Origin of the sequence: Myceligenerans pegani (genome assembly GCF_014892515.1) — a bacterium.
Lineage (GTDB): Bacteria > Actinomycetota > Actinomycetes > Actinomycetales > Cellulomonadaceae > Myceligenerans > Myceligenerans pegani.
This window is the reverse complement of sequence record NZ_JADBGR010000112.1, coordinates 25,918-45,973: the sequence shown is the minus strand read 5'-3', so window position 1 is coordinate 45,973 and position 20,056 is coordinate 25,918. Positions and strand designations below refer to the sequence as shown.

The following is a 20,056-nucleotide window of genomic DNA, read 5'->3' as shown; positions in this document are numbered from 1 at the left end:
CGCGCGGGGACCGTTCCGGGTCCCGGCACGCCCCGCCGCCGGGCCGTACCGCGGCCGCCCGGGGTCAGGCGTTCGTCAGAGCTTCTCGCCGACGAAGGTGGTCAGCGCGACGAGGCTGTTGCTGTAGCCCCACTCGTTGTCGTACCAGGAGACGACCTTGACCTGGTCGCCGATCACCTTCGTGAGCTTCGCGTCGAAGATGCTCTGGTGCGGGTCGGTGACGATGTCGCTCGAGACGATGTCGTCCTCGACGTAGGACAGGACGCCCTTGAGCGTGCCCTCGGCGGCGGCCTTCACGGCGGCGTTGACCTCGTCCACCGTGACCTCCTTGGAGGCGGTGAAGGTGAGGTCGGTGGCCGAGCCGGTGATGGTGGGCACGCGCACCGCGTAGCCGTCCAGCTTGCCCTTGAGCTCCGGGAGCACGAGCGACACGGCCTTGGCCGCGCCCGTCGAGGTCGGCACGAGGTTCTGCGCGGCGGCGCGGGCACGGCGCAGGTCCTTGTGCGGGCCGTCCTGCAGGTTCTGGTCGCCGGTGTAGGCGTGGATCGTGGTCATGAGGCCACGCTCGATGCCGATCGAGTCGTTCAGGGCCTTCGCCAGCGGGGCGAGGCAGTTCGTCGTGCACGACGCGTTCGAGATGATGTGGTGCGACGCCGGGTCGTACTGCTCGTTGTTCACGCCCATGACGAACGTGGCGTCCTCGTTCTTGGCCGGGGCCGAGATGATGACCTTCTTCGCGCCACCGTCGATGTGCGCCTTGGCCTTCGTGGCGTCCGTGAAGAAGCCGGTGGACTCGATGACGATGTCCGCGCCCAGCTCGCCCCAGGGGAGGTTGGCCGGGTCCCGCTCGGCCATCGCCTTGATCGGCTTGCCGTCGACGATGATGTTCTCGTCGTCGAAGTCGACCTCCAGCGGGAACTTGCCCAGCACGGTGTCGTACTTGAGCAGGTGGGCGAGAGTCTTGTTGTCGGTCAGGTCGTTGACGCCGACGACCTCGATGTCCGCCCCCGACGCGATGAGCGCCCGGTAGAAGTTACGTCCGATGCGGCCGAAGCCGTTGATGCCGACGCGGATGGTCACGATGCCCTCCTCAGGCGCGCCGGCGTTTCCCGACGCACACGGTTCGAATTCCTTGCGGGCTCCACCGCGCCCTGCCGGGGTGCGGCCTGGCGGGCGGTGCCGTTGTCCAGTGGTCGGCGCGAAGCCGCTGCTCGGCGGCGCCCTCCGCGAGGGCAGGTGGTGACCTGACCCGAAACGTGGAGGTCACACCGTCGTCACCTGACCCGACCGAGCCTATACCCGAAGGGGGGACACGCGTGACCCGAGCCGGACTAGCTGAGACGCGCTGTTTTGTCGGATCTCACAGATCGGGCGGGCCGCGCCCGCGCGCGGTTTCGGGGAAAGCGTTCGCCGAGTGGCGCCCGGCGGTGGGAGCCCCGGCGTCGCGCCGGGAGACCACGGTCCCCGCTCACCGCAGCGCCGGCAGGACGCGTTCGCCGAACGCCTCGACGAACGCGTCCTGGCGACGCCCGACATGATGCAGGTAGAGGCGGTCGGCGCCCGCGTCGCGCAAGGCGGCCAGCCGGGCGGTCAGCTCGCCGAGGTCCGCGGAGACCAGGACGGCACGCCGTACCTCGTCGATCCCGACGTCCCGGCTCAGCTCGTCGAACGCGCGGGTCGTCGGAGTGTTCGCGGCCACCTCGGGCGAGCCGGTGTTGGTGCGCCACTGGTCCAGTGCCACCGCCTCGGCCTCCGCCGTCGTCGGCGCCCACGACAGGTGCGCCTGGACGATCACCTCCCCCGCGCCGGCCTCCCCCCGGTACGCCTCGATGATCCGGCGCAGGTCCGCCACGGGCTGGTTCACGGTGATCAGGCCGTCCGCCCATGCGGCGTGCCGCCGTGCCGTCGCCGGTGTCAGGGCGGGGCACAGCAGCGGCGGCACGACGTCGGGCAGGGTCCACAGACGGGCCTGGCGCGCGACGACCAGGCCGGTGTGATCCACGTCCTGGCCGAGCAGCAGCGCGCGGATCACCTGGACGCACTCCTCCAGCCGCCGGTCGCGCTCGGCCTTCGGGGGCCAGGGCTCTCCGGTCACGTGCTCGTTGAGGTTCTCGCCCGAGCCCAGCGCCACCCAGAAACGGCCCGGGAACATCGCGCCGAGCGTCGCGATCGCCTGCGCCACCACGACGGGGTGGTAGCGCCACCCGGGCGCGCAGACCGTGCCGAACGACAGGCCGGTCACCGCCAGCGCCGCGCCGAGCCACGACCACGCCAGCGACGACTGGCCCTGCCGGACGCTCCACGGCGCGATGTGATCGGAGCACATCGCGGCGTCGAAGCCGGCGTCCTGGGCGAGCCGGGCCACGCGCAGCCCTTCGACCGGGTGCAGCTGCTCGTGGGAGACGTGGAGGCCGATGACGGTCACGCGTCGTCCCCGCGCTCGCCGCCGGGCCCGTGCTCCGCCCCGCGGACGCCGCGGGCTCCCTCCCGGCCGCCGCCCGGTCCGACGTCGACGCCCCCGGCGCCGCCGTCGGCGCTGCGCCGCAGCCACCGGTACCCGTACCCGGCCAGGCGGATCCGGCCGTCGGCCCCCACCGGCGAGTAGTCCTGGTCCACGTGCACGTCGACGTAGCGCGCCGCGCCCTCGCGCAGGGCGGAGACCTCCTCGTCCGGCAGGGTGGCGTCCACGCCCTCGTCCGCCAGGTTGCTGAGCAGCAGCACGCCGGACTCCTCGACCTCGTACCGCAGCGCCAGGACCGAGGGGGCGCCGACGTCGCACGGCACCGGCCGGACGCGGCCCAGCTCGCTCATGCCCAGGTGGGCACGCACGAGTCCCCCGACCCGTCGCAGCAGCGACCCGTCGCGCACGTTCTGCTCGTCCACGTTCACCCGGTCCGGGCCGTAGGGGCCGGTGATGACGGGCGCCGGGAAGGTGTCCGGCGGTGCGCCGGAGAAGCCGGCCGACGGCGTCGCCGACCACTGCATGGGCGTGCGGACCGCTTCCCGCTCCGGCCTGTCGAGGTCGTCCCCCATCCCGATCTCGTCGCCGTACCGCAGCACCGGGGGCCCCGGCAGGGAGAAGAGGACGGCGTGGGCCAGGGCGAGGCGGCGTGGGTCGCCGCCGAGCATCGGGGCCAGGCGGCGGCGCATACCCCGGCCGTAGATGCGCATCGACTCCTCGGGCGCGAACGCGTCGAGCACCTCCCGCCGTTCCTCCGGGGACAGCTGCTCCAGGTCCAGCTCGTCGTTGTTGCGCAGCCAGTGGACGTACGTGCCGCCCGAGGGCGGGGCGGGCTGCACGCGCAGAGCCCGTTCCAGCGGTTCGGCCCGGCCGCGCGCCAGGGCGAGGAAGAGATGGTTGTTCGTCCAGAAGTCGAGCAGCATCGTCATGCCGTGCTCGCCCTCGGCGCCGAAGTAGTCGGCGTAGCTGTCCGGCTCGACGTCGACCTCCCCGAGCAGGACCGCGCCCGCGCGCTGCGCCGACACGGCGGCCTGCAGGTCACGCATCAGCCACTGCCCGTTCGTGTCCGGGCGTGCCGCCCGGGCCCGTTCGAGCATCAGCGGCACCGCGTCCACCCGGAAGCCCGAGACGCCCATGCGCAGCCAGAACGACACGATGCGGTGGAGCTCGTCGCGCACCCGCGGGTTGTCGAGCGCGAGGTCCGGCTCGTGGGAGTAGAAGCCGTGCCGGTAGAACTGCTGCGCCTCCTCGTCCCACGTCCAGGTGTCCGGTTCCACGTCCGGGAACATGGGCTCGATGTCGTCGCGCGGCTCGTCGGACCACACGTAGTAGCCGCGGTACGGCGAGTCGCGGTGCCGCCGCGCCTCCTGGAACCACGGGTGCCGGTCCGAGGTGTGCTGCGTGACGAGCTCCACGAGCACGTGCAGGCCCAGGTCCTCGGCGGTCTCCAGCAGGCGCGCGACGTCGGCCAGGTCGCCCAGGCGCGGGTCGACGGCGAGGTGGTCGGCCACGTCGTACCCGCCGTCGCGGAAGGGCGACACGTAGAACGGCAGCAGCCAGACACAGGTGACGCCGAGGCCGCGCAGGTAGTGCAGGCGCTCGACGACCCCGAGCAGGTCGCCCCAGCCGTCGTCGTCGGAGTCGACGTACAGGCGGGGGTCGAGCTGGTAGATCACCGCGTCGGTGTACCAGGACGAACGCATGCGCACCGTCAGCTCTCGGACCGGGCGTGGCGGCCGGTCCGCGGGTTCAGGGACGCCGGGTCGGCGTCCTGGTCGGGCTCGTCCTCCTCCGTACGGGGGTCGGGGGACTCGTCGGCGGCGCCCGAGGCGGCCACTCCCGTGCGCGGGTTGAGCTGGTCCGGGTCGGCGTCGGGGTCCTCGACGGGGTCGTAGCCGAGCTGGTCGGTCATCGTCGTCTCCTGTCCACGAGGCGTAGCCGGTGCTGGACCGCGGCTTCCTCTCGCACCGTGACACGGGATGGCGCCGCTCGCATTTCCCCGGGAACCGGACACCTGGACGGCCTCGCCGGCGGCGCGAGAGGACCACTCGGCCTCCTCGCGCCGCCGGCGGACGGCCTAGTCGCGTGCCTCGAAGGGCGTGACCAGCTCGTCGGACTCCGCCATGGTGGTGAACATCCGCCGGAGCGTCTCGGCGTCGTTCAGATGCGGGTACGGCTCGCCGGCGGGCGGGTCGACGCCCAGGAACTCGCACAGCGGGCCCCACCCGTCGGTGGCCGCGAACACCAGGAGACGGTCCGCCGGCAGCGCGGAACGCACGTGCTCGACGTGGCGCTCGAAGATCTCGACCGCCTTCTCCTCGTCCATCGGGACGCCGAGGCCGAAGCCGTCCCCGAGCATCCGCCGCGCCGCGTCGTTCAGGTGCGGGACCAGTTCGGCGAGCTGCCCCATCCGTCCGGGCATCCGGTCGGGGACGGTGGCCATCCCGGTGCTGACACTCTCGTACCACCGCCGCGGGTCCCGGACGGTCAGGACGACCTTCGCCTCGGGGTAGGCCTCGGCCAGCTCCCGCCAGTAGATGGCGGCGGGGAAGTCGACCGCCGACCGGTACCCGGCGAACACGTCACCCCAGTCCGGCGACTCCTGGCCGAACACCGCTCGCCAGCGCTCCACGTGCTCCGGGTGCCGCATGAGCTCGAACATGTGGTAGCACGGCCCGAACCCGAGGCGGTCCAGGGCCGCCTTGAGGGAACTCGTGCCCGTGCGCGGCAATCCGGCACCGATGATCTTCATCCGTGAACCTCCTGTGTCGTCACTCCTGCCGTACGGTCGTGCCGTCCGACAGCCCTCCCGCCCGGAACGTGACGACGCAGGCGCTGGTCAGCGGGCCCGGGCCGCGACGTCCTCGAGGCTCCGCACCGCGGTCGCGACGCCGTTCTCCTCGCGCATCGCCCGTGCGATCCGCTCGGCGTTGATCCGGGCGTCCTGATCCGTCGCGACCTCGATCGCGGCGGCGAGCGCGCCGGCGGTGAGCCGCTTCTGGGGCACGGGCGCCGGGCCCACGCCGAGGCTCTCGACGCGGCGTCCCCAGAAGGGCTGGTCCGCGACGAAAGGGCAGACGACCTGCGGCCGCCCGGACGTGAACGCGGTGCCGGTCGTGCCCGCCCCGCCGTGGTGCACGACCGCCGCGACGTGCGGGAACAGCGTGCGGTAGTCGACGTCGGAGACGGCGTGCACGTAGTCGGGCAGGTCCGTCGTGTCCAGGCCGCCCCAGCCCGCGCCGATGACCAGCCTGCGTCCGGTACGGCGCGCCGCCTCCAGCACGGTGGCGGTGGTCGCCGCGGGATCGGCGCCGGCCATGGACCCGAAGCCGACGAACACGGGAGCCTCGTCCGCTGCCAGGAACTCCTCCAGGTCGCCGGGCAACGGCGACGGCCGTCCGGCGAGGCTCCAGTAGCCCGTGAGCTCCGCCTCGGCGGGCCAGTCGGCCGGACGTGGCAGCACCGTCGGGCTGATGGCGTGCAGGACACAGGCCCGGCCGCCGTCGTGCGCCCGGGTCGGGTCGTGGCGTCCTCGCCGGCGCGGCAGGTGCAGGGCGTCGCGGCGCCAGCGGTCGACGACGTGCCCGAACATCGCCGTCGTGCTCCCCATACCGAGGAACGTGGCCCGGTTCAGGAGCCCGGGCAGGCGCCCGGGGAGCTCCGCGCCGGGCCACGCGAACTCCCGGGTCGGCACGTACATCGGGATGGGCAGGGCCAGCACCGCGGGAATCCGCAGCGCCTCGGCCACGTGCTGGCCGGCCACGATCTGACCGTTGTGCACCACGAGGTCCGCACCCGCGTCGCGCGCGACCGCCCAGGAGTCCTCCAGGACCCGGGTGAACATGGCGGCCATCTTCGGCATGAGCGCCAGCCGGGACCGGATCCCGCCCTCCAGGAGCTCACCGGCCCGGTCGCCGTCGAGCAGCCGCATCGGGCCGTCGTCGACACCGGCGAACGGGACGCCGTGGGACTCGGCGAACCCGGCGAACCGGTGCGGAGCCACGAGCAGCGGCTCGTGGCCGGCGCCGCGCAGGCCCTGGGCGAGCGCGACGAAGGGCTGCACGTCACCCCGGGTCCCGAGCGTCATGATCAGGACCTTCATCGGACCACCGCCTGCGACCGCGTCCATGGGCCACCTTTCCCGAGGATCGTGAAAACGGACTTGCCAGATTGTTTTTACGACGCTAGCCCTCGACGTCGCGACTCGTCAACACCGGCGTCAACACGGGCATCGAGCACGCGGTAGGGTCTGGAAACGGAGCAGCGGAACGTTTTCAGGGGAGGTGCCGCGTGCCGGTGGCATTCACCGAGGCGGAGCGCGAGCGGATCACCGCCGCGCTCAAGGCGTCGGGACGACGGCTCTTCGCCACCGTGGGCCTGCGGAAGACGTCCCTCGCGGCGCTGGTGGGCGACGCCGGCATCGTGAAGTCGACCTTCTACACGTTCTTCGAGTCCAAGGAGGCGCTCTACCTGCACCTCCTGCTGGAGCAGGCGGCGGAGACGCGGCGCCGCACGATCGACGAGGGACTGCACGCCGGCGCCGACGCCCGGGACGCCCTGCGCCGGTTCCTGCACGCGGCGGTCAGCATCCTGGAGACCGATCCCCTGTACCGCAGACTGGTGACGCACCCGGACGAGCTCTCCATGGTGGTCGGCAGGGTCGACGCCGAGACCGCCCGGCTGCCCGGCGAGGACCCGGCGCCCGTCGACTTCGTGAACGACCTCACGGCCTACATCTCCGCACAGCAGGACGCGGGCGCCATCACCGGCTCCGACCCGGCCGTCGTCGTCGGCGCCCTGCGCACGGTGCTGCTCGTGCCCTTGCACGCCGCCGAGTTCGGCGAGGCCTACCCCGCCGTCCTCGACCTCACCATCGACGCACTGACCGCCGGACTCACGCCCGGGACCGCCAGACCCTGACGAGGCTCGGGCGGTCCCGGTCATCAGCGGGCCAGGCGCTCGACCACCGTGCCGTACAGCCACGGTGCACGGGCCGCGGCGGGCACGATGGCCCCACGGGCAGGGCTCGACGCCCAGGCGAGCAGCCCGGTCGTGAGCGTCCGGTAGTCGCGCGTGACCGAGCGCCACGCGCGTTCGTACGCGACGAGGTCGTCCAGGTGCCGGACGACGGCGTCCGCCTGGGCGAGCCCCACGCGGATCCCCTCCCCCGTCAGGGCGTCGACGTAGCCCGACGCGTCGCCCACGAGCCGCACCCGCCCCGCGGCGCGCCGGCGTGACCGGCGGCGCAGCGGCCCGGCGCCGAGCACCGGCCCGGCCCACGCGCCCGCCAGCCGGGCGCGAAGTTCGGGAAACTGGGCGCGCAGCACCGCGTCGAACCCGTCGCCGGAGCGCAGCGTCTCGCGAGGTCCGAGCAGCGCGACCCCGACGGTGTCGGCACCCACCGGTGTCACGTAGGCCTCGGCGTGCCGCGACCAGTGCACCTCGACGAGTTCGCTCCACGGCGACACCCGGAAGTGCCGTCGCAGGCCGTATCGGCGGCGCACCGCCCGGTCACCACGCCCGGGAGCCGCGTCGAGTCCCGCCAGCCGGCGAGTGGTGGAGTGCAGACCGTCGCATCCCAGGACCCAGCCGGCCCGGAGCGTGGACCGGGCGCTCTCGCCGGCCGGGCTCGCAGGCGGACCGCCGGGCGCGATCTCCACCTCGACGCCCCCGGCGTCCTGGCACAACGCTGTGACACGAGCATGCAGCAGCCTCGCGCCGGCGTCGGCGGCGCGGGACCACAGGGCCGCGTGCAACGTCGTCCGCAGCACGCCCCGCCCGGGGCCGCCGGTGAACCGGTGATCGGCGCGGCGGCCACGCGAGCGGTAACTGATACCGGTGAGCGGGTACCCGGGCGGATCGGCGCCGAGCGCCCGGACGGCCCGCAACGCGCCCGGGAGGAGACCCTCCCCGCACGCCTTGTCGAAGGTGCCGGTGCGCCGGTCCACGATCAGCGCCTCCAGGCCCGCGGCCCGCGCGTGGATCGCCGCGGCCAGCCCGACCGGTCCGGCACCCACCACGACGACGTCCGCGTCCAGGTCGCCGCCGCGCATCCCGGTCACCGGGTTCCGCCGGCGGCCAGCCGGAGCGCGCGCTCCTCGGCCGGGATGCGAAAGCGCCCCAGCAGCACCGCGTTGAGCACGGTGAAGCACGTGGCCGTGATCCAGCAGGTGTGCACCAACGGGAGCGCGATGCCCTCGACCACGACGGCCACGTAGTTCGGGTGACGCAGCCACCGGTACGGGCCCCCGGAGACCAGCGGCAGCCCCGGTACCACGATGATGCGCGTGTTCCAGCGGTGCCCCAGCGTGGCCACGCACCACCACCGCAACGCCTGCCCGGCGAGCACCAGGACGAACATCGGCACACCGAGCCACGGCAGGAAGGGCCGCCCGGCGACCACGGCCTCCACGACGCACGCGACCAGCAGCCCGCTGTGCAGGGCCACCATCGCCGGGAAGTGCCCCCTCCCCGACTCGACGCCGCCGCGGGCGAAGGACCAGCGCGCATTGCGCGCCGAGACGGCGAGCTCGGCGACCCGCTCCACCGCCGTGGCAGCCACGAGCACCACGTAGAACCCCACCATCTCAACGCCCTTCCAGTCGCAGGAGCACCAGCTCGCAGGCCACGCCCGGGCCGAACGCCATGAGCACCGCGGGCGACCCCGGTGGCGCCTCGGACCTCGCGAGCGTTCTGGCCAGGACGTCGAGCACGGACGACGACGACAGGTTCCCCGCGCACGCCAGGCTCGCCCGGCTCTCCCGGACGGCCGTCTCGGGCAGCCCGAGCGCGTCCCGCACGGCGTCGATCACCTTCGGCCCGCCGGCGTGCACCACCCAGGTCGGTACCTCGGCCGGTGTCAGCCCGTGCTCGACCAGCAGCGCCTTCACATCGGCGGGCAGGTGCGCCCGCAGCAGATCCGGCAACCCGGCGGCGAGCACGATCGCGAACCCTGTGTCACGCACCTCCCAGCCGAGCGCCTCCGTGGTCCCCGGGTAGAGCCGCGAGTACGTGTCGACCACGCGGGCCGGTCGCGGCCGGACAGCGGGCGGATCCGCCACGACGGGAGCCGCCGCGGCCTGAGCCAGCGGGTGCCCGGACCCCACGACGACGACAGCCGCCGCACCGTCGCCGAACAGCCCGGACGCCACGAGGTTCGCCATCGAGTCGTCGTCGTGCTGGAGGGTCAGCGAGCACAGCTCGACCGACACCAGGAGCGCCACGTCGCGCGGACGGCCCAGCAGGTGATCGTGGACCCGCGCCAGTCCGCCCGCCCCGCCCGCGCACCCCAGGCCGAACGACGGCGTCCGGCGCACGTCGCCGCGCAGCCCCAGGCGCTCGGACAGCAGGACGTCCAGGGACGGCGCCGCCACCCCGGTCACCGAGGTCGCGAACACGTGGTCGACGTCCTCCGGCTCGAGCCCCGCCGCGGCCAGCGCCCGCCGGCACGCGCGCTCGGCCAGCGCCGCACCCTCGCGGACGAACACCGCGTTGGTGGCGCCCAGCGACCGCAGACCCGCGTACTCCTCCAACGGCAGCACCAGGTGACGATGATCCACACCGGCGCTCCCGTGCAGGCGCCGCAACAGCGCACCCCGTGCCGGGTCCCGCGCCACCAGCGGCCCCACGACCTCGGTGATCGCCTCCTGGGCATACACATGCCCGGGCAGCACCGGCTCCACGGCCACGACACACGACATCTCAGCATCCTGACGCAGGACCCGCCCACCCGCGCGCCGAGAACGCCGCACCGCCGGCCAGGCACCGGGACGCCGGCGTGCGCCCCCGCGCGCCGACCGCGGCGCACGACTAGCGTGCCGCCCATGACCTCCGGCACGGAAACCCGCGCCCTCGCCCGCGGCCTGCTGCTCGCCTCCCACGCGGCCCCGGCCGCCGTCGTGACAGGTCTGGCCGCCGCGCTCGCCGCGGCACTCGGATCGGACGTGCCCACCGTCGCACTGGTCACCCTGGCGGTCGGCACCGGCCAGCTCTCCGTCGGATGGTCCAACGACTGGATCGACGCCGCGCGGGACACCGCTGTCGGACGGACCGGCAAGCCCGTGGTGGCCGGTCTCGTCACCGCCCGGGACCTGCGCACGGCCGCGTTCGCGGCGCTCGCGGTGTGCGTGGTCGCGTCGCTGACGCTGGGGGTCCCGGCCGGCGCGGCCCACCTCGTGGCCGTGGCCGGCGCGTGGGCGTACAACGCCTGGCTCAAGGCGACCGCCTGGTCCTGGGCTCCCTACGCACTGTCGTTCGGGCTGCTGGCCGTCTTCGTCGTCCTCGCCGCGCCCGGGCCGCGCCTCCCCGCGGGCTGGGCCGTGGCCGCGGCGGCCTTGCTGGGCGTCGGGGCGCATGTCGCGAACACGCTCCCCGACCTGGAGGACGACGTGGCGACCGGGGTGCGAGGCCTGCCGCACCGGCTCGGCCGCCGCGCGTCCGGCGTCCTGGCCCCCTGCCTCCTGGTGTCGGCGGCCGGCGTGGTGGTGCTGGGCCCGGCCGGCGCACCAGGACCCGTGGAGTGGGCGGGAGGCGTCCTCGCCGCCGGCCTCGCACTCGCGGCGGGCGTCACGGCACTCACCCGGCCGCACAGCCGGGCGCCGTTCGGTCTCGGCATGGGCGTCGCCGTGGTGTGCGTGGCCCTGCTGGCGCTGGCCACCGCGGACATCGCGGTCGTGCCGTGACCGCGGCTCGGACCTGCGCCTCTCCAGGGCATCCGCGCCGCGGTCCCGGCCGCGGTCTCCTCGGTCGGGCCCTCGCCGTGGGAGCGTGAGGAGTCACCGGCGTGACCGCCGTGAGAGCCGTGCCACCGATCATGCGGCGGCAGGGCCGATTCGGTTCAGATGTCGAGGCTCAGATGTCGAGGAGGTCCGGGCTGAGACCCGACTCGGTGTCCGGGATGCCGAGTTCCGCCGCGCGCTTGTCCGCGGTCGACAGCAGCCGGCGGATCCGCCCGGCCACCGCGTCCTTGGACAGCTGCGGGTCGGCGAGCCGGCCCAGCTCCTCCAGCGACGCCTGCTTGTGCGCCAGCCGCAGCTCGCCGGCCTGCTTCAGGTGGTCCGGCACGTCGTCGCCCAGGATCTCGAACGCCCGCTGCACCCGCGCCCCGGCCGCGACCGCGGCCCGGGCCGAGCGACGCAGGTTGGCGTCGTCGAAGTTCGCCAGGCGGTTCGCCGTCCCGCGCACCTCACGCCGTGCGCGGCGCTCCTCCCACACCGTGAGCGTCTCGGGCGCACCGATCCGGCGCAGCATCGTCGCGATCGCGTCCCCGTCCCGCACGACCACCCGGTCGATCCCTCTCACCTCGCGCGACTTGGCCGGCACGCCCAGCCGCCGTGCCGCGCCGACGAGGGCGAGCGCCGCCTCCGGCCCCGGGCTCGTGATCTCCAGCGACATGGACCGCCCCGGCTCCGTGAGCGACCCGTGCGCCAGGAACGCGCCTCGCCACACGGCCTCGGCCTCGGCCACACCCGACGACACCACCTCCGGCGCCAGCCCGCGCACGGGCCGCCCGCGGGCGTCGAGCAGGCCTGTCTGCCGGGCCAGCGACTCCCCGTCGCGCACCACCCGGACCACGAACCGCGACGACTTCCGGATGCCGCCCGCCTGCACCACGATCAGCTCGCTGGTGTGCCCGTACAGCTCCTGGATCGCCTGGCGCAGCCTGGTGGCCGCGGACTCGTTGTCGAGCTCGGCCTCGATGACCACGCGGCCCGAGATGATGTGCAGCCCACCGGAGAACCGCAGCGTCGCGGACACCTCGGCCTTGCGGCACGACGTCTTCGCCACCCGCACGCGTGCGAGCTCCTCCTTGACCTGTCCCGTGAGCGCCATGGCCGCCATCCTGCCACGCTCCGGCCGGCTTGCCACGAGAAGAATCGCGGAGGGTCGAGTGAAATGTCCCGGCGTGTTGCTCTGCTGTCCGGAGCCGCCGGGATCAGCCCTGGTCCCCGCCGTCACACGTCCCCGAAGACGTCCTCGAACACGTCACGGTACGCCGCCGCCAGCCGCAGCGCGTCGTGCCGCGCCGTGCCGTCACCCCGCCGCACCTGCCGCATCAGCAGCCGGGCACCCATCCGGCCCGCGGCGTCCTGCAGCTCCGACACGTCCTCGACCGCCGACGGGTCCGCCACCACGGCGTCGATCCGCAGGCCTGGGGCGTGCTTGTGCAGCGCCTCCAGATGGTCGACGGCGGTCAGCCCCGCCGTTTCCCCGCCGTCCGCCGACAGATTGAGCGTCACGCACGTGCGGGCCGTCGTGTCGTGCAACGCCTGCGCCAGCTCCGGAACCAGCAGGTGCACCAGCACCGACGAATACCAGGAGCCCGGACCGAGCACCACCCAGTCCGCCTCCAGCACCGCCTCGACCGCCTCACCGCTCGCCGGCGGGTCCGACGGCACCAGCCGGAGCTGCTCGATCCGCCCGTCCGTCACCGCGACGCGACTCTGCCCCACCACGGTCTCCACCGCGGGCCGCCCCGGCCCGGTCTCGTGCGGTTCCCGGCGTACGTCCGCCTCCACGACCAGGGGCACGGACGCCATCGGCAGCACCCGCCCCCGCGCGCCCAGCAGCTTGCCCACCCAGTCCAGCCCCGCCACCGGGTCCCCGAGCAGCTCCCACAACGCCACGATGAGCAGGTTGCCCACCGCGTGGTTGTCCAGGCCGCCGTCGGACCGGAACCGGTGCTGCAGCATCGCGCTCCAGGTCCGGCCCCACTCCGAGTCGTCGCACAGCGCCGCGAGCGCCATGCGCAGGTCGCCCGGCGGCAGCACCGAGAGCTCGTCCCGCAGCCGCCCGGAGGACCCGCCGTCGTCGGCCACCGTGACGACGGCGGTGAGCCGGTCGGACATGAGACGCAGGGCGGACAGGGAGGCCGACAGGCCGTGCCCTCCGCCGAGCGCCACGACCGCCGGGTTCTTGCTCCATTCTGGCCTCATCGGCGCCTTCCTGCCCCTCCTGTGACATCTCCTCGTACCCGGCCACCGGCACGGGCCGCGTCCCTCGGCACCCGTCCATCGCCGGGCCCGGCCGCGATGTCCGCGCTCCTACTCGCGTCCGAGGTCGCGCGCCGCCACCCGCACGCGATGCCCGGCCGCGCGCAGGCGTTCCGCGATGGCGTCGGCCATCGCGACCGAGCGGTGCTTGCCGCCCGTGCAGCCCACGGCGATCGTGGCGTAGCGCTTCTCCTCCTCGAGGTAGCCCGCGAGCACGGGTTCGAGGGCCGACACGTACCGGTCCACGAACTCGGCCGCCCCGGGACGGGCGAGCACGTACTCCCGCACCGGAGCATCGTGGCCGGTCAGATGGCGCAGCTCGGTGATCCAGTAGGGGTTGGCCAGGAACCGTACGTCGACCACGTGGTCCGCGTCCAGCGGGATGCCGTACTTGAACCCGAACGAGAGCAGGGTGATCCGCAGCGCCTCCTGGGACGGGTCGGCGATGGACCGCCGGATCTCTCGGGACAGGTCGTGCACCGACAGGTCGGAGGTGTCGATCGCGATGTCGGACCGCTCCTTGATGGTGGCCAGGAGCGACCGCTCGGCCGTGATCCCGTCGAGGATCCGCCCGTCCCCCTGCAGCGGGTGCGGGCGGCGGACCTGCTCGAAGCGCCGCACCAGCACCTCGTCCGACGCCTCCAGGAACAGGATGCGGTAGGCGACGTCGCGCTCGCTCATGTGCGCGAGCACCTTGTCGAGCTCGCTGAAGAACTCCCGGCCGCGCACGTCGACGACCGCCGCCACGCAGTCGATCGTCGACCCCTTGCTCATCAGGTCCACCAGTGGGACCAGCATCATCGGGGGCAGGTTGTCGACCACGTACCAGCCGAGATCCTCCACGACGGCGGCCGCGTGCGACCGGCCCGCGCCGGACATGCCGGTGATGATGAGGACCTCGGGCTGGGGATCGGCGGGCGCGGGGGCCGCGTCCGCGTCGATCGCCGCGATGCCCGACGGTGCGGTCGTCGGGGACGGTTCGTTCATGCGTCCCAGCATGCCAGCCGCGGCACGCCTACCGCTGCTCCGCCTCGCCGGAGGCCCGCTCCCCCTCCCCGCCGCCCGACGCGGGAGCCAGCGCCCGGACGACGGCGGCCGCGGTCGCCGCACCCATGCCCCGGACGGTCGCGATCTCCTCGGCGCTCGCGGCGCGCAGCTTCTTGACGGAGCCGAAGTGCGCCAGCAGGGCCTTCTTGCGGGCGGGGCCGAGCCCGGGCACGTCGTCGAGCACGGAGGCGACCATGCCCTTGCTGCGCCGCCTGCGGTGCGCCTGGATCGCGAACCGGTGGGCCTCGTCGCGGACGCGCTGCAGCAGGTAGAGACCCTCGGACGAGCGGCGCAGGATGACCGGGTAGTCGTCGCCGGGGATCCACACCTCCTCGAGGCGCTTCGCGAGACCGCACAGGGCGACGTCGGTGACGCCGAGCTCCTCCAGGGCCCGCGCGGCGGCGGCGACCTGGGGCGGGCCGCCGTCGACCACAACGAGGCTCGGGGGGTAGGCGAATCGCCTGGAGTCCTCGGGGCGTGCGGCGTCCTCGGGGTCGACCTCGCCGGACGCGAGCTCGACGTCGCCGGACTTGAGGCGGTCGGAGAGGTAGCGTTTGAAGCGACGGGTGATGACCTCGTGCATGGCGGCGGTGTCGTCCCGTGCGCCGTCGCCCTCGGGCCCGCGCACGCTGAACGTGCGGTACTCGCTCTTGCGCGGCAGGCCGTCCTCGAACACCACCATGGACGCCGACTGGTAGGTGCCGCCGGTGTGGGAGACGTCGTAGCACTCGATGCGCAGCGGGGCGCTGTCCAGGTCGAGCGCCTCCTGGATCTCCTGGAGCGCCTGACTGCGGGTGGTCAGGTCGCCCGCACGGCGGGTCTTGTGCAGCACCAGCGAGTGCTCCGCGTTCCGCCGGACGGTGGCGGCGAGCTCCTTCTTGTCGCCGCGCTGCGGTACCCGCAGGTCGACGCGCGCCCCCCGCAGCCCCGTCAACCAGGCCGTGACCTGCCCGGGGTCGGGCGGGAGGACCGGAACCAGTACCTCGCGCGGCACGGCGTCGCTCGGCGCCCCCTCTCCGCGGCGCCGCAGGCGCGCCTCGTCCCCCGGGCGTGCGGTACCGGGTTCCTCGTCGGCGCCGGGCTCGGCCTCCAGGTCGGCGACGGCACCGTACACCTGCTGCAGCAGGTGCTCCACGAGCTCGGCGTCCGAGATGTCCTCCACCTTCTCCACGACCCAGCCGCGCTGCCCGCGGATGCGCCCGCCGCGCACGTGGAACACCTGCACGGCCGCCTCCAGCTCGTCCCCGGCCAGCGCGAACACGTCCGCGTCGGTACCGTCGCCGAGCACGACGGCGTTCTTCTCGGTGGCGCGGCGCAGCGCCTCGATGTCGTCGCGCAGCCTGGCTGCCCGCTCGTACTCCATCGCCTGGGCGGCCTCGGTCATCTCGCTCGTCAGCCGCTTCTCGAACCGCTTGGTCTCGCCGGACATGAAGTCGCAGAAGTCGAGCGCGAGCTCGCGATGATCCTCGGGGCTGATCCGCCCGACGCACGGCGCCGAGCACTTGTCGATGTACCCCAGCAGGCAGGGCCGCCCCGACCGGGCGGCGCGCCGGTAGACACCCGCCGAGCACGTGCGGATCGGGAACACGCGCAGCACCTGGTCCAGGGTCTCGCGGATGGCCCAGGCGTGGCCGTACGGACCGAAGTACCGCGTGCCCTTGCGCTTGGCACCGCGCATCACCTGCGCGCGGGGGATCTCCTCACCCAGCGTGACCGCCAGGTACGGATACGACTTGTCGTCCCGGTACTTCACGTTGAACCGCGGGTCGTACTGCTGGATCCACGTGTACTCGAGCGCGAGCGCCTCCACCTCGGTGCCCACGACCGTCCACTCGACCGACGCGGCCGTGGTCACCATCGTGCGCGTGCGGTGATGCAGGTTCGCGAGGTCCTGGAAGTAGTTCGAGAGGCGCTGGCGCAGGTTCTTCGCCTTGCCGACGTAGATCACGCGCCCGTGCTCGTCACGGAAGCGGTACACGCCCGGGGAGGTCGGGATCTCGCCGGGCCTGGGACGGTAGGTCGCCGGATCTGCCATGCCCTGAACCCTAGAACAGGTGTCTGACAGAGTTCTCCCGGCCGCCGGGGCCGCGCCGGCGCGGCCTACGCCGCCGCGCGCACGAGCGGGACCGGCTCGACGAGCACCTGGAAGTTCACCGAGCGGGCGATGAAGCACATGCCGTGCGCCTTGTGGTGCAGTGCGGCGATCTGCTCGTCGGTGGCCAGTTCGCCGTCGTCGGCCACGATCCGGGGGCGGAGCGTGACGTCGGTGAACTGCCCCTCGCCGCGCGCCTCGACGCGCATCGTGCCGGTCGCCGAATCCGAGTACTCCCGCACCACGAGTCCGCTGACCGCGGCCAGGTGCAGGAACCACAGCATGTGGCACTGGCTGAGGCTCGCCACGAACAGCTCCTCCGGGCTGTACCGCGTCTCGTCGCCACGGAACGCCGGGTCCGACGACCCGGGCAACGGCGGCTTGTGCGGCAACAGGACGTCGTGGTCGCGCGAGTACGCGGTGTACGACGACGTGCCCGTGTCGCCCGCGCCGGTCCAGGTCACCTCGACGGCATAGTCATGGGTGGCTCCGCTCATGCTGCTCACCCTAGCGGCGAGGTGTGACGACGGCCACGTCTCGGCCCCCGGTCTCACGCCGGTGGGATGTGGCGGACCGTGACCGCGCTCTGCTCCTTCGGGGTGCGCCCGCCCTCCACGCCGACGAGTTCGAGCTCCCCCTCGCCGAACAGGTCCACGTGCCCGCCGACCTCCACGTCGACCTGCGCACGCCGTCCGTCGTCCGACCGCACGAGAAGACGCGCCGTGGGCACGCCGGCGCGCGGTCCGGCGATCATCACGCCCACGCGCGTGGCGCCGATCCGTGTCTGTGCACTCTGCTTCACCCGGACCACCGGGTTCGTGCCCGCCCCCGCTCCCGCGTCGTCGGGTGTCCCCGCGCCGGCCGCGCCCGCGTCGTCCGTCATGGTCGTTCCTCCCACTCGCTCGCCGGCCTCGGTCACGACATCGACCCGCCGTAGGTCACGGTCTCGAAGTTCTCATAGAACTCGTCGGCCGTCATCGTGATCGTCCCCGGCTTGGTCTCCCCGTCCGAGCCCGTGCCGCCGCCCGGCCCCCAGGGGTTGACCAGCGTGATCGTCTTGCCGTCCTCCGAGACGCTCTCCACCGTGTAGACGTGGTTGTTCACGACCTCCTTGTCCGGAGGCGGATCGCCGAACCAGCCACCGCCGTCCGGACTGGACGCCACGACCGGCTCGCCGTTCTCCAGGCGCTCGCCGATGGACTCCAGGCTCGGCGGGTCCTGCCACGGCCAGGTCGGGTCGAGCGAGTCGCTCGACGTGTCCTTGCCCGTCATCATCTCCAGCGCCCTCGCCGGGTTGTCGTACTCGATGTCGTCGTACTCGCCGCCCAGGAACTCCACGGCGGCCTTCTCGTAGATGGAGATCCACGACGGGTCCCCGCTCGGATCGCCGGCCGCGCCTTCGTACACGTTGGAGTCCACGGTGATCTCCACCGGCTCGCCGTCCTCGTAGAACGTCACGGTGTGGGTGCCGTCCTCCGCGTTGTACTTGATGTGGTCCTGGATCCACTCCGGGTTCTGCTCCGCGATGGCACCCGCCGAGGCGAGGAACCAGCAGTCGGCGAGACTCCCCTGGTCGATCTCGCTCGCGTCGATCGCCTGGTCGTCGAGCGGCACCTCGCCGGCGTCCTCGAGGTCGCCGAGGTCGCCCACGGCCTTGTCCCCCTGGCCCTCGGACGAGCTCAGGTCCGTCCCCTCAGGGGCGGGACGGGGCGCCGAGGGACCGGCGCCGGGCCCTCCGCCGTCGTACGACTCGCTCGTCCGCTCCTGGTCGTCCGCGTTCTCGACGACCCGCCGGCCGGCCTCCATGAGGTCCTGCGCGGCCGCGCGCAGAGCCGCGGCGTGCGTCGTGTGCCACTCGTCGACGAACCCGTCGTGGTCCGGACCGGACCAGGCCGCCGCCGTCACGGCCTCGGTGACGCGGCCGACCGCGGCCTCGAGCACGTCACCGTGCCGCGCCATCGCATTTCCCAGTGTTCGCAGCGCTGCGATATCTGCGCCGTACATCTCCGACATCCCCGGCACCCTCCCTCGTCGGGGATCACTGTAGAGCACCACCTGCAGCGCCACCACCACCTGCGATGGGCACTTCGCCCCATGGCGCGCCGGGCCCGGATCGGCCACACTCCGCTCCGCCCGAGCCGGCTCGGGCGCGCCGGGCCCGGCCACGCCAGCCGCTCCACGCCTGCCGGATCGACGGCGCCGCAGGCCCGATCGCGCCGCCCGCGCGGTGCGCCGGGTGGCGGCCGGTGAGCTCGTGGCGGGCCGCCGTACATGCTGTGCCCTTCGTCACACGGCGGCGACCCGTCAAGGTCCTGCGCGACGGGCGTGCCCCCCTTCGAGGGCGGAGCGGCGAGCGGCAGGCCAAGGTCACGAATCGTCAACGATTCAGCCGGTTTCGCGTTGCCCACGGCATCCGTCGGCCTTCGCGCTTGGCACACTTTTCCCGCGCGCGGTCACAGATCGGTCACTCCCACGAAACGCCTGATGAGGAAGGATTTCACAACTCGGATCGGATCAAGGGTCTAGGACCTCTTTGCCGGATATGCGAGTCTTAGTGGTAGTTACCCACACGCGGCAAACCCCAGGGGTGATTTCCGTGCCGACCAGCACAGACGCCACGGCCACCTACGACGACATCGCACCGCTCATCTGCGTCACGCGACCCTACTACGCGCTCGAGGACCTCCGCAGCACCACCCCCGGGCGTGCCACCGCCGTCATCCCCGTCCAGGCCCCACCCGGACGCCAGACCCAGGTCATCAGCGTGGGCGAGGTCGGCCGCCACCTGGCGGTCCTCGGCCTGTCCGCCGCCGCCACCCGCAACCCCGCGGACGGGCGTCACTTCTACCTCGCGAACCGCGCCGTGGGACGGATGTACCCCGCCGGCGAGTCGCCCGCTCCCGGGCCGCTGATCGGCACGGCCGTGGTCCAGGGCCGGAATCGCCGGCAGGCCGTCGTGCACACCGAGCTCCGCGATTCGGCCGGCGCCCTCGTCGCCCGGATGGACGTGCAGTACAAGGTGATGACCGCCGCCGTGTTCTACCGGCTCATGGGGCCACCCACCGAGACGGACGCCGACTCGCCCGAGAACCCCTACGCGGCCCCGATGCCCGTGTCCGACGTGTCCGTCCACGAGCAGTACGGCTGCGCGAAGCTCGACGTGCGGGCCGAGATGTGCCGCGGCCACTTCGACGGCTTCCCCGCCCTGCCCGTCTCGATGGCGAGCTACGCCTCGTTCGAGGTGTTCCATCAGGTGCTCGACCTGACCGCCGGCCCGGGCGCCCGCTGGCGGTGCGGCGCGTTCCGGCTGAAGGCCGAGCACCTGGCCATGGCCGGGCAGACGTGCACGGTCGAGATCGAGCCCACCAAGCCCCGCCTCGCCTCGCAGGCGTTCAGCGGCACCGTACGCACGGCCGAGCAGCGCAAGGCGGTCCGCATCTGGGTCGACTACGACGTCGTCTGACG

At 73.2% G+C, this 20,056-nt stretch carries 19 protein-coding genes; 3 read left to right on the top strand and 16 right to left on the bottom strand.

The genetic code is table 11. The features are described from left to right. Positions 1-75 precede the first annotated feature (75 nt). The 6 genes from gap to IIE03_RS24805 form a co-directional block, all read right to left on the bottom strand. Positions 76-1,080 carry a type I glyceraldehyde-3-phosphate dehydrogenase gene (gap, locus tag IIE03_RS24830; protein WP_192865479.1) on the bottom strand — a complete coding sequence of 335 codons (1,005 nt, stop codon included), beginning with the start codon at positions 1,078-1,080 and terminating at the stop codon, positions 76-78. Between the two features lie 388 nt (positions 1,081-1,468). After that, positions 1,469-2,425, bottom strand: coding sequence for a TIGR03885 family FMN-dependent LLM class oxidoreductase (locus tag IIE03_RS24825; RefSeq protein ID WP_192865478.1), 957 nt, complete (start codon positions 2,423-2,425; stop codon positions 1,469-1,471). Continuing rightward, a complete protein-coding gene (locus IIE03_RS24820; RefSeq protein WP_192865477.1) occupies positions 2,422-4,164 on the bottom strand; it encodes an alpha-amylase family protein in 1,743 nt (580 codons plus the stop codon). Before IIE03_RS24820 ends, IIE03_RS24825 begins: the two co-directional genes overlap by 4 nt. Before the next feature lie 8 nt (positions 4,165-4,172). Next, positions 4,173-4,373 (bottom strand): hypothetical protein, encoded by a 201-nt coding sequence (locus IIE03_RS24815; protein WP_192865476.1) that lies wholly within the window; start codon positions 4,371-4,373, stop codon positions 4,173-4,175. A gap of 165 nt (positions 4,374-4,538) precedes the next feature. Next, positions 4,539-5,213, bottom strand: a complete 675-nt coding sequence (locus IIE03_RS24810; protein ID WP_192865475.1) for a sulfotransferase family protein — start codon at positions 5,211-5,213, stop codon at positions 4,539-4,541. 87 nt (positions 5,214-5,300) lie between these two features. Then, a complete protein-coding gene (locus IIE03_RS24805) occupies positions 5,301-6,590 on the bottom strand; it encodes a glycosyltransferase (protein WP_225998297.1) in 1,290 nt (429 codons plus the stop codon). Between the two features lie 167 nt (positions 6,591-6,757). Here IIE03_RS24805 and IIE03_RS24800 point away from each other — a divergent pair, with 167 nt between their 5' ends. After that, positions 6,758-7,381, top strand: a complete 624-nt coding sequence (locus IIE03_RS24800) for a TetR/AcrR family transcriptional regulator (protein WP_318843161.1) — start codon at positions 6,758-6,760, stop codon at positions 7,379-7,381. Between the two features lie 23 nt (positions 7,382-7,404). Here the strand turns inward: IIE03_RS24800 and IIE03_RS24795 are convergent, their stop codons facing one another. The 3 genes from IIE03_RS24795 to IIE03_RS24785 are packed head-to-tail and all read right to left on the bottom strand — an operon-like array spanning position 7,405 to position 10,161. After that, positions 7,405-8,514, bottom strand: coding sequence for an NAD(P)/FAD-dependent oxidoreductase (locus IIE03_RS24795; protein WP_192865593.1), 1,110 nt, complete (start codon positions 8,512-8,514; stop codon positions 7,405-7,407). A 5-nt stretch (positions 8,515-8,519) separates the two neighbouring features. Next, positions 8,520-9,047, bottom strand: a complete 528-nt coding sequence (locus IIE03_RS24790) for an isoprenylcysteine carboxyl methyltransferase family protein (protein ID WP_192865473.1) — start codon at positions 9,045-9,047, stop codon at positions 8,520-8,522. A 1-nt stretch (position 9,048) separates the two neighbouring features. After that, positions 9,049-10,161: a type III polyketide synthase gene (locus IIE03_RS24785; protein WP_192865472.1), complete on the bottom strand. Its 1,113-nt coding sequence runs from the start codon at positions 10,159-10,161 to the stop codon at positions 9,049-9,051. A gap of 123 nt (positions 10,162-10,284) precedes the next feature. On the opposite strand from IIE03_RS24785, the gene IIE03_RS24780 reads away from it, so the two are divergent. After that, a complete protein-coding gene (locus IIE03_RS24780) occupies positions 10,285-11,142 on the top strand; it encodes a UbiA family prenyltransferase (protein WP_192865471.1) in 858 nt (285 codons plus the stop codon). Between the two features lie 169 nt (positions 11,143-11,311). Here IIE03_RS24780 and whiA read toward each other — a convergent pair whose 3' ends face one another. The 7 genes from whiA to IIE03_RS24745 form a co-directional block, all read right to left on the bottom strand. Beyond that, a complete protein-coding gene (whiA, locus tag IIE03_RS24775) occupies positions 11,312-12,292 on the bottom strand; it encodes a DNA-binding protein WhiA (protein WP_192865470.1) in 981 nt (326 codons plus the stop codon). Between the two features lie 122 nt (positions 12,293-12,414). Further along, positions 12,415-13,395: a gluconeogenesis factor YvcK family protein gene (locus IIE03_RS24770; RefSeq protein WP_192865469.1), complete on the bottom strand. Its 981-nt coding sequence runs from the start codon at positions 13,393-13,395 to the stop codon at positions 12,415-12,417. A 108-nt stretch (positions 13,396-13,503) separates the two neighbouring features. Then, entirely contained in the window at positions 13,504-14,439 is a 936-nt protein-coding gene (gene rapZ, locus IIE03_RS24765) for an RNase adapter RapZ (RefSeq protein WP_192865468.1), read from the bottom strand. A 28-nt stretch (positions 14,440-14,467) separates the two neighbouring features. Next, on the bottom strand, positions 14,468-16,534 hold the full coding sequence (gene uvrC / locus IIE03_RS24760; RefSeq protein ID WP_192865467.1) for an excinuclease ABC subunit UvrC: 2,067 nt from the start codon (positions 16,532-16,534) through the stop codon (positions 14,468-14,470). 65 nt (positions 16,535-16,599) lie between these two features. Further along, positions 16,600-17,088 (bottom strand): OsmC family protein, encoded by a 489-nt coding sequence (locus IIE03_RS24755; protein ID WP_192865466.1) that lies wholly within the window; start codon positions 17,086-17,088, stop codon positions 16,600-16,602. A 53-nt stretch (positions 17,089-17,141) separates the two neighbouring features. Then, the gene (locus IIE03_RS24750; protein WP_192865465.1) at positions 17,142-17,474 is read right to left on the bottom strand and encodes a hypothetical protein; all 333 of its coding nucleotides are present in this window, start codon (positions 17,472-17,474) and stop codon (positions 17,142-17,144) included. Positions 17,475-17,506: 32 nt separating this feature from the next. Further along, positions 17,507-18,550, bottom strand: coding sequence for a C2 family cysteine protease (locus IIE03_RS24745; RefSeq protein WP_193107596.1), 1,044 nt, complete (start codon positions 18,548-18,550; stop codon positions 17,507-17,509). Between the two features lie 637 nt (positions 18,551-19,187). Between IIE03_RS24745 and IIE03_RS24740 the strand changes: the two genes are divergently transcribed. Next, positions 19,188-20,054, top strand: a complete 867-nt coding sequence (locus tag IIE03_RS24740) for a hotdog family protein (protein ID WP_192865463.1) — start codon at positions 19,188-19,190, stop codon at positions 20,052-20,054. The last annotated feature ends 2 nt before the right edge of the window (positions 20,055-20,056 follow it).

Excerpts from the sequence above, each read along its gene's own strand:
- IIE03_RS24820 (WP_192865477.1), bottom strand. The coding sequence starts at position 4,164 with ATGCGTTCGTCCTGGTACACCGACGCGGTGATCTACCAGCTCGACCCC.
- IIE03_RS24815 (WP_192865476.1), bottom strand. The coding sequence starts at position 4,373 with ATGACCGACCAGCTCGGCTACGACCCCGTCGAGGACCCCGACGCCGAC.
- IIE03_RS24810 (WP_192865475.1), bottom strand. The coding sequence starts at position 5,213 with ATGAAGATCATCGGTGCCGGATTGCCGCGCACGGGCACGAGTTCCCTC.
- IIE03_RS24805 (WP_225998297.1), bottom strand. The coding sequence starts at position 6,590 with ATGGACGCGGTCGCAGGCGGTGGTCCGATGAAGGTCCTGATCATGACG.
- IIE03_RS24795 (WP_192865593.1), bottom strand. The coding sequence starts at position 8,514 with ATGCGCGGCGGCGACCTGGACGCGGACGTCGTCGTGGTGGGTGCCGGA.
- IIE03_RS24790 (WP_192865473.1), bottom strand. The coding sequence starts at position 9,047 with ATGGTGGGGTTCTACGTGGTGCTCGTGGCTGCCACGGCGGTGGAGCGG.
- IIE03_RS24785 (WP_192865472.1), bottom strand. The coding sequence starts at position 10,161 with ATGTCGTGTGTCGTGGCCGTGGAGCCGGTGCTGCCCGGGCATGTGTAT.
- IIE03_RS24780 (WP_192865471.1), top strand. The coding sequence starts at position 10,285 with ATGACCTCCGGCACGGAAACCCGCGCCCTCGCCCGCGGCCTGCTGCTC.
- whiA (WP_192865470.1), bottom strand. The coding sequence starts at position 12,292 with ATGGCGCTCACGGGACAGGTCAAGGAGGAGCTCGCACGCGTGCGGGTG.
- IIE03_RS24770 (WP_192865469.1), bottom strand. The coding sequence starts at position 13,395 with ATGAGGCCAGAATGGAGCAAGAACCCGGCGGTCGTGGCGCTCGGCGGA.
- rapZ (WP_192865468.1), bottom strand. The coding sequence starts at position 14,439 with ATGAACGAACCGTCCCCGACGACCGCACCGTCGGGCATCGCGGCGATC.
- uvrC (WP_192865467.1), bottom strand. The coding sequence starts at position 16,534 with ATGGCAGATCCGGCGACCTACCGTCCCAGGCCCGGCGAGATCCCGACC.
- IIE03_RS24755 (WP_192865466.1), bottom strand. The coding sequence starts at position 17,088 with ATGAGCGGAGCCACCCATGACTATGCCGTCGAGGTGACCTGGACCGGC.
- IIE03_RS24750 (WP_192865465.1), bottom strand. The coding sequence starts at position 17,474 with ATGACGGACGACGCGGGCGCGGCCGGCGCGGGGACACCCGACGACGCG.
- IIE03_RS24745 (WP_193107596.1), bottom strand. The coding sequence starts at position 18,550 with ATGGCGCGGCACGGTGACGTGCTCGAGGCCGCGGTCGGCCGCGTCACC.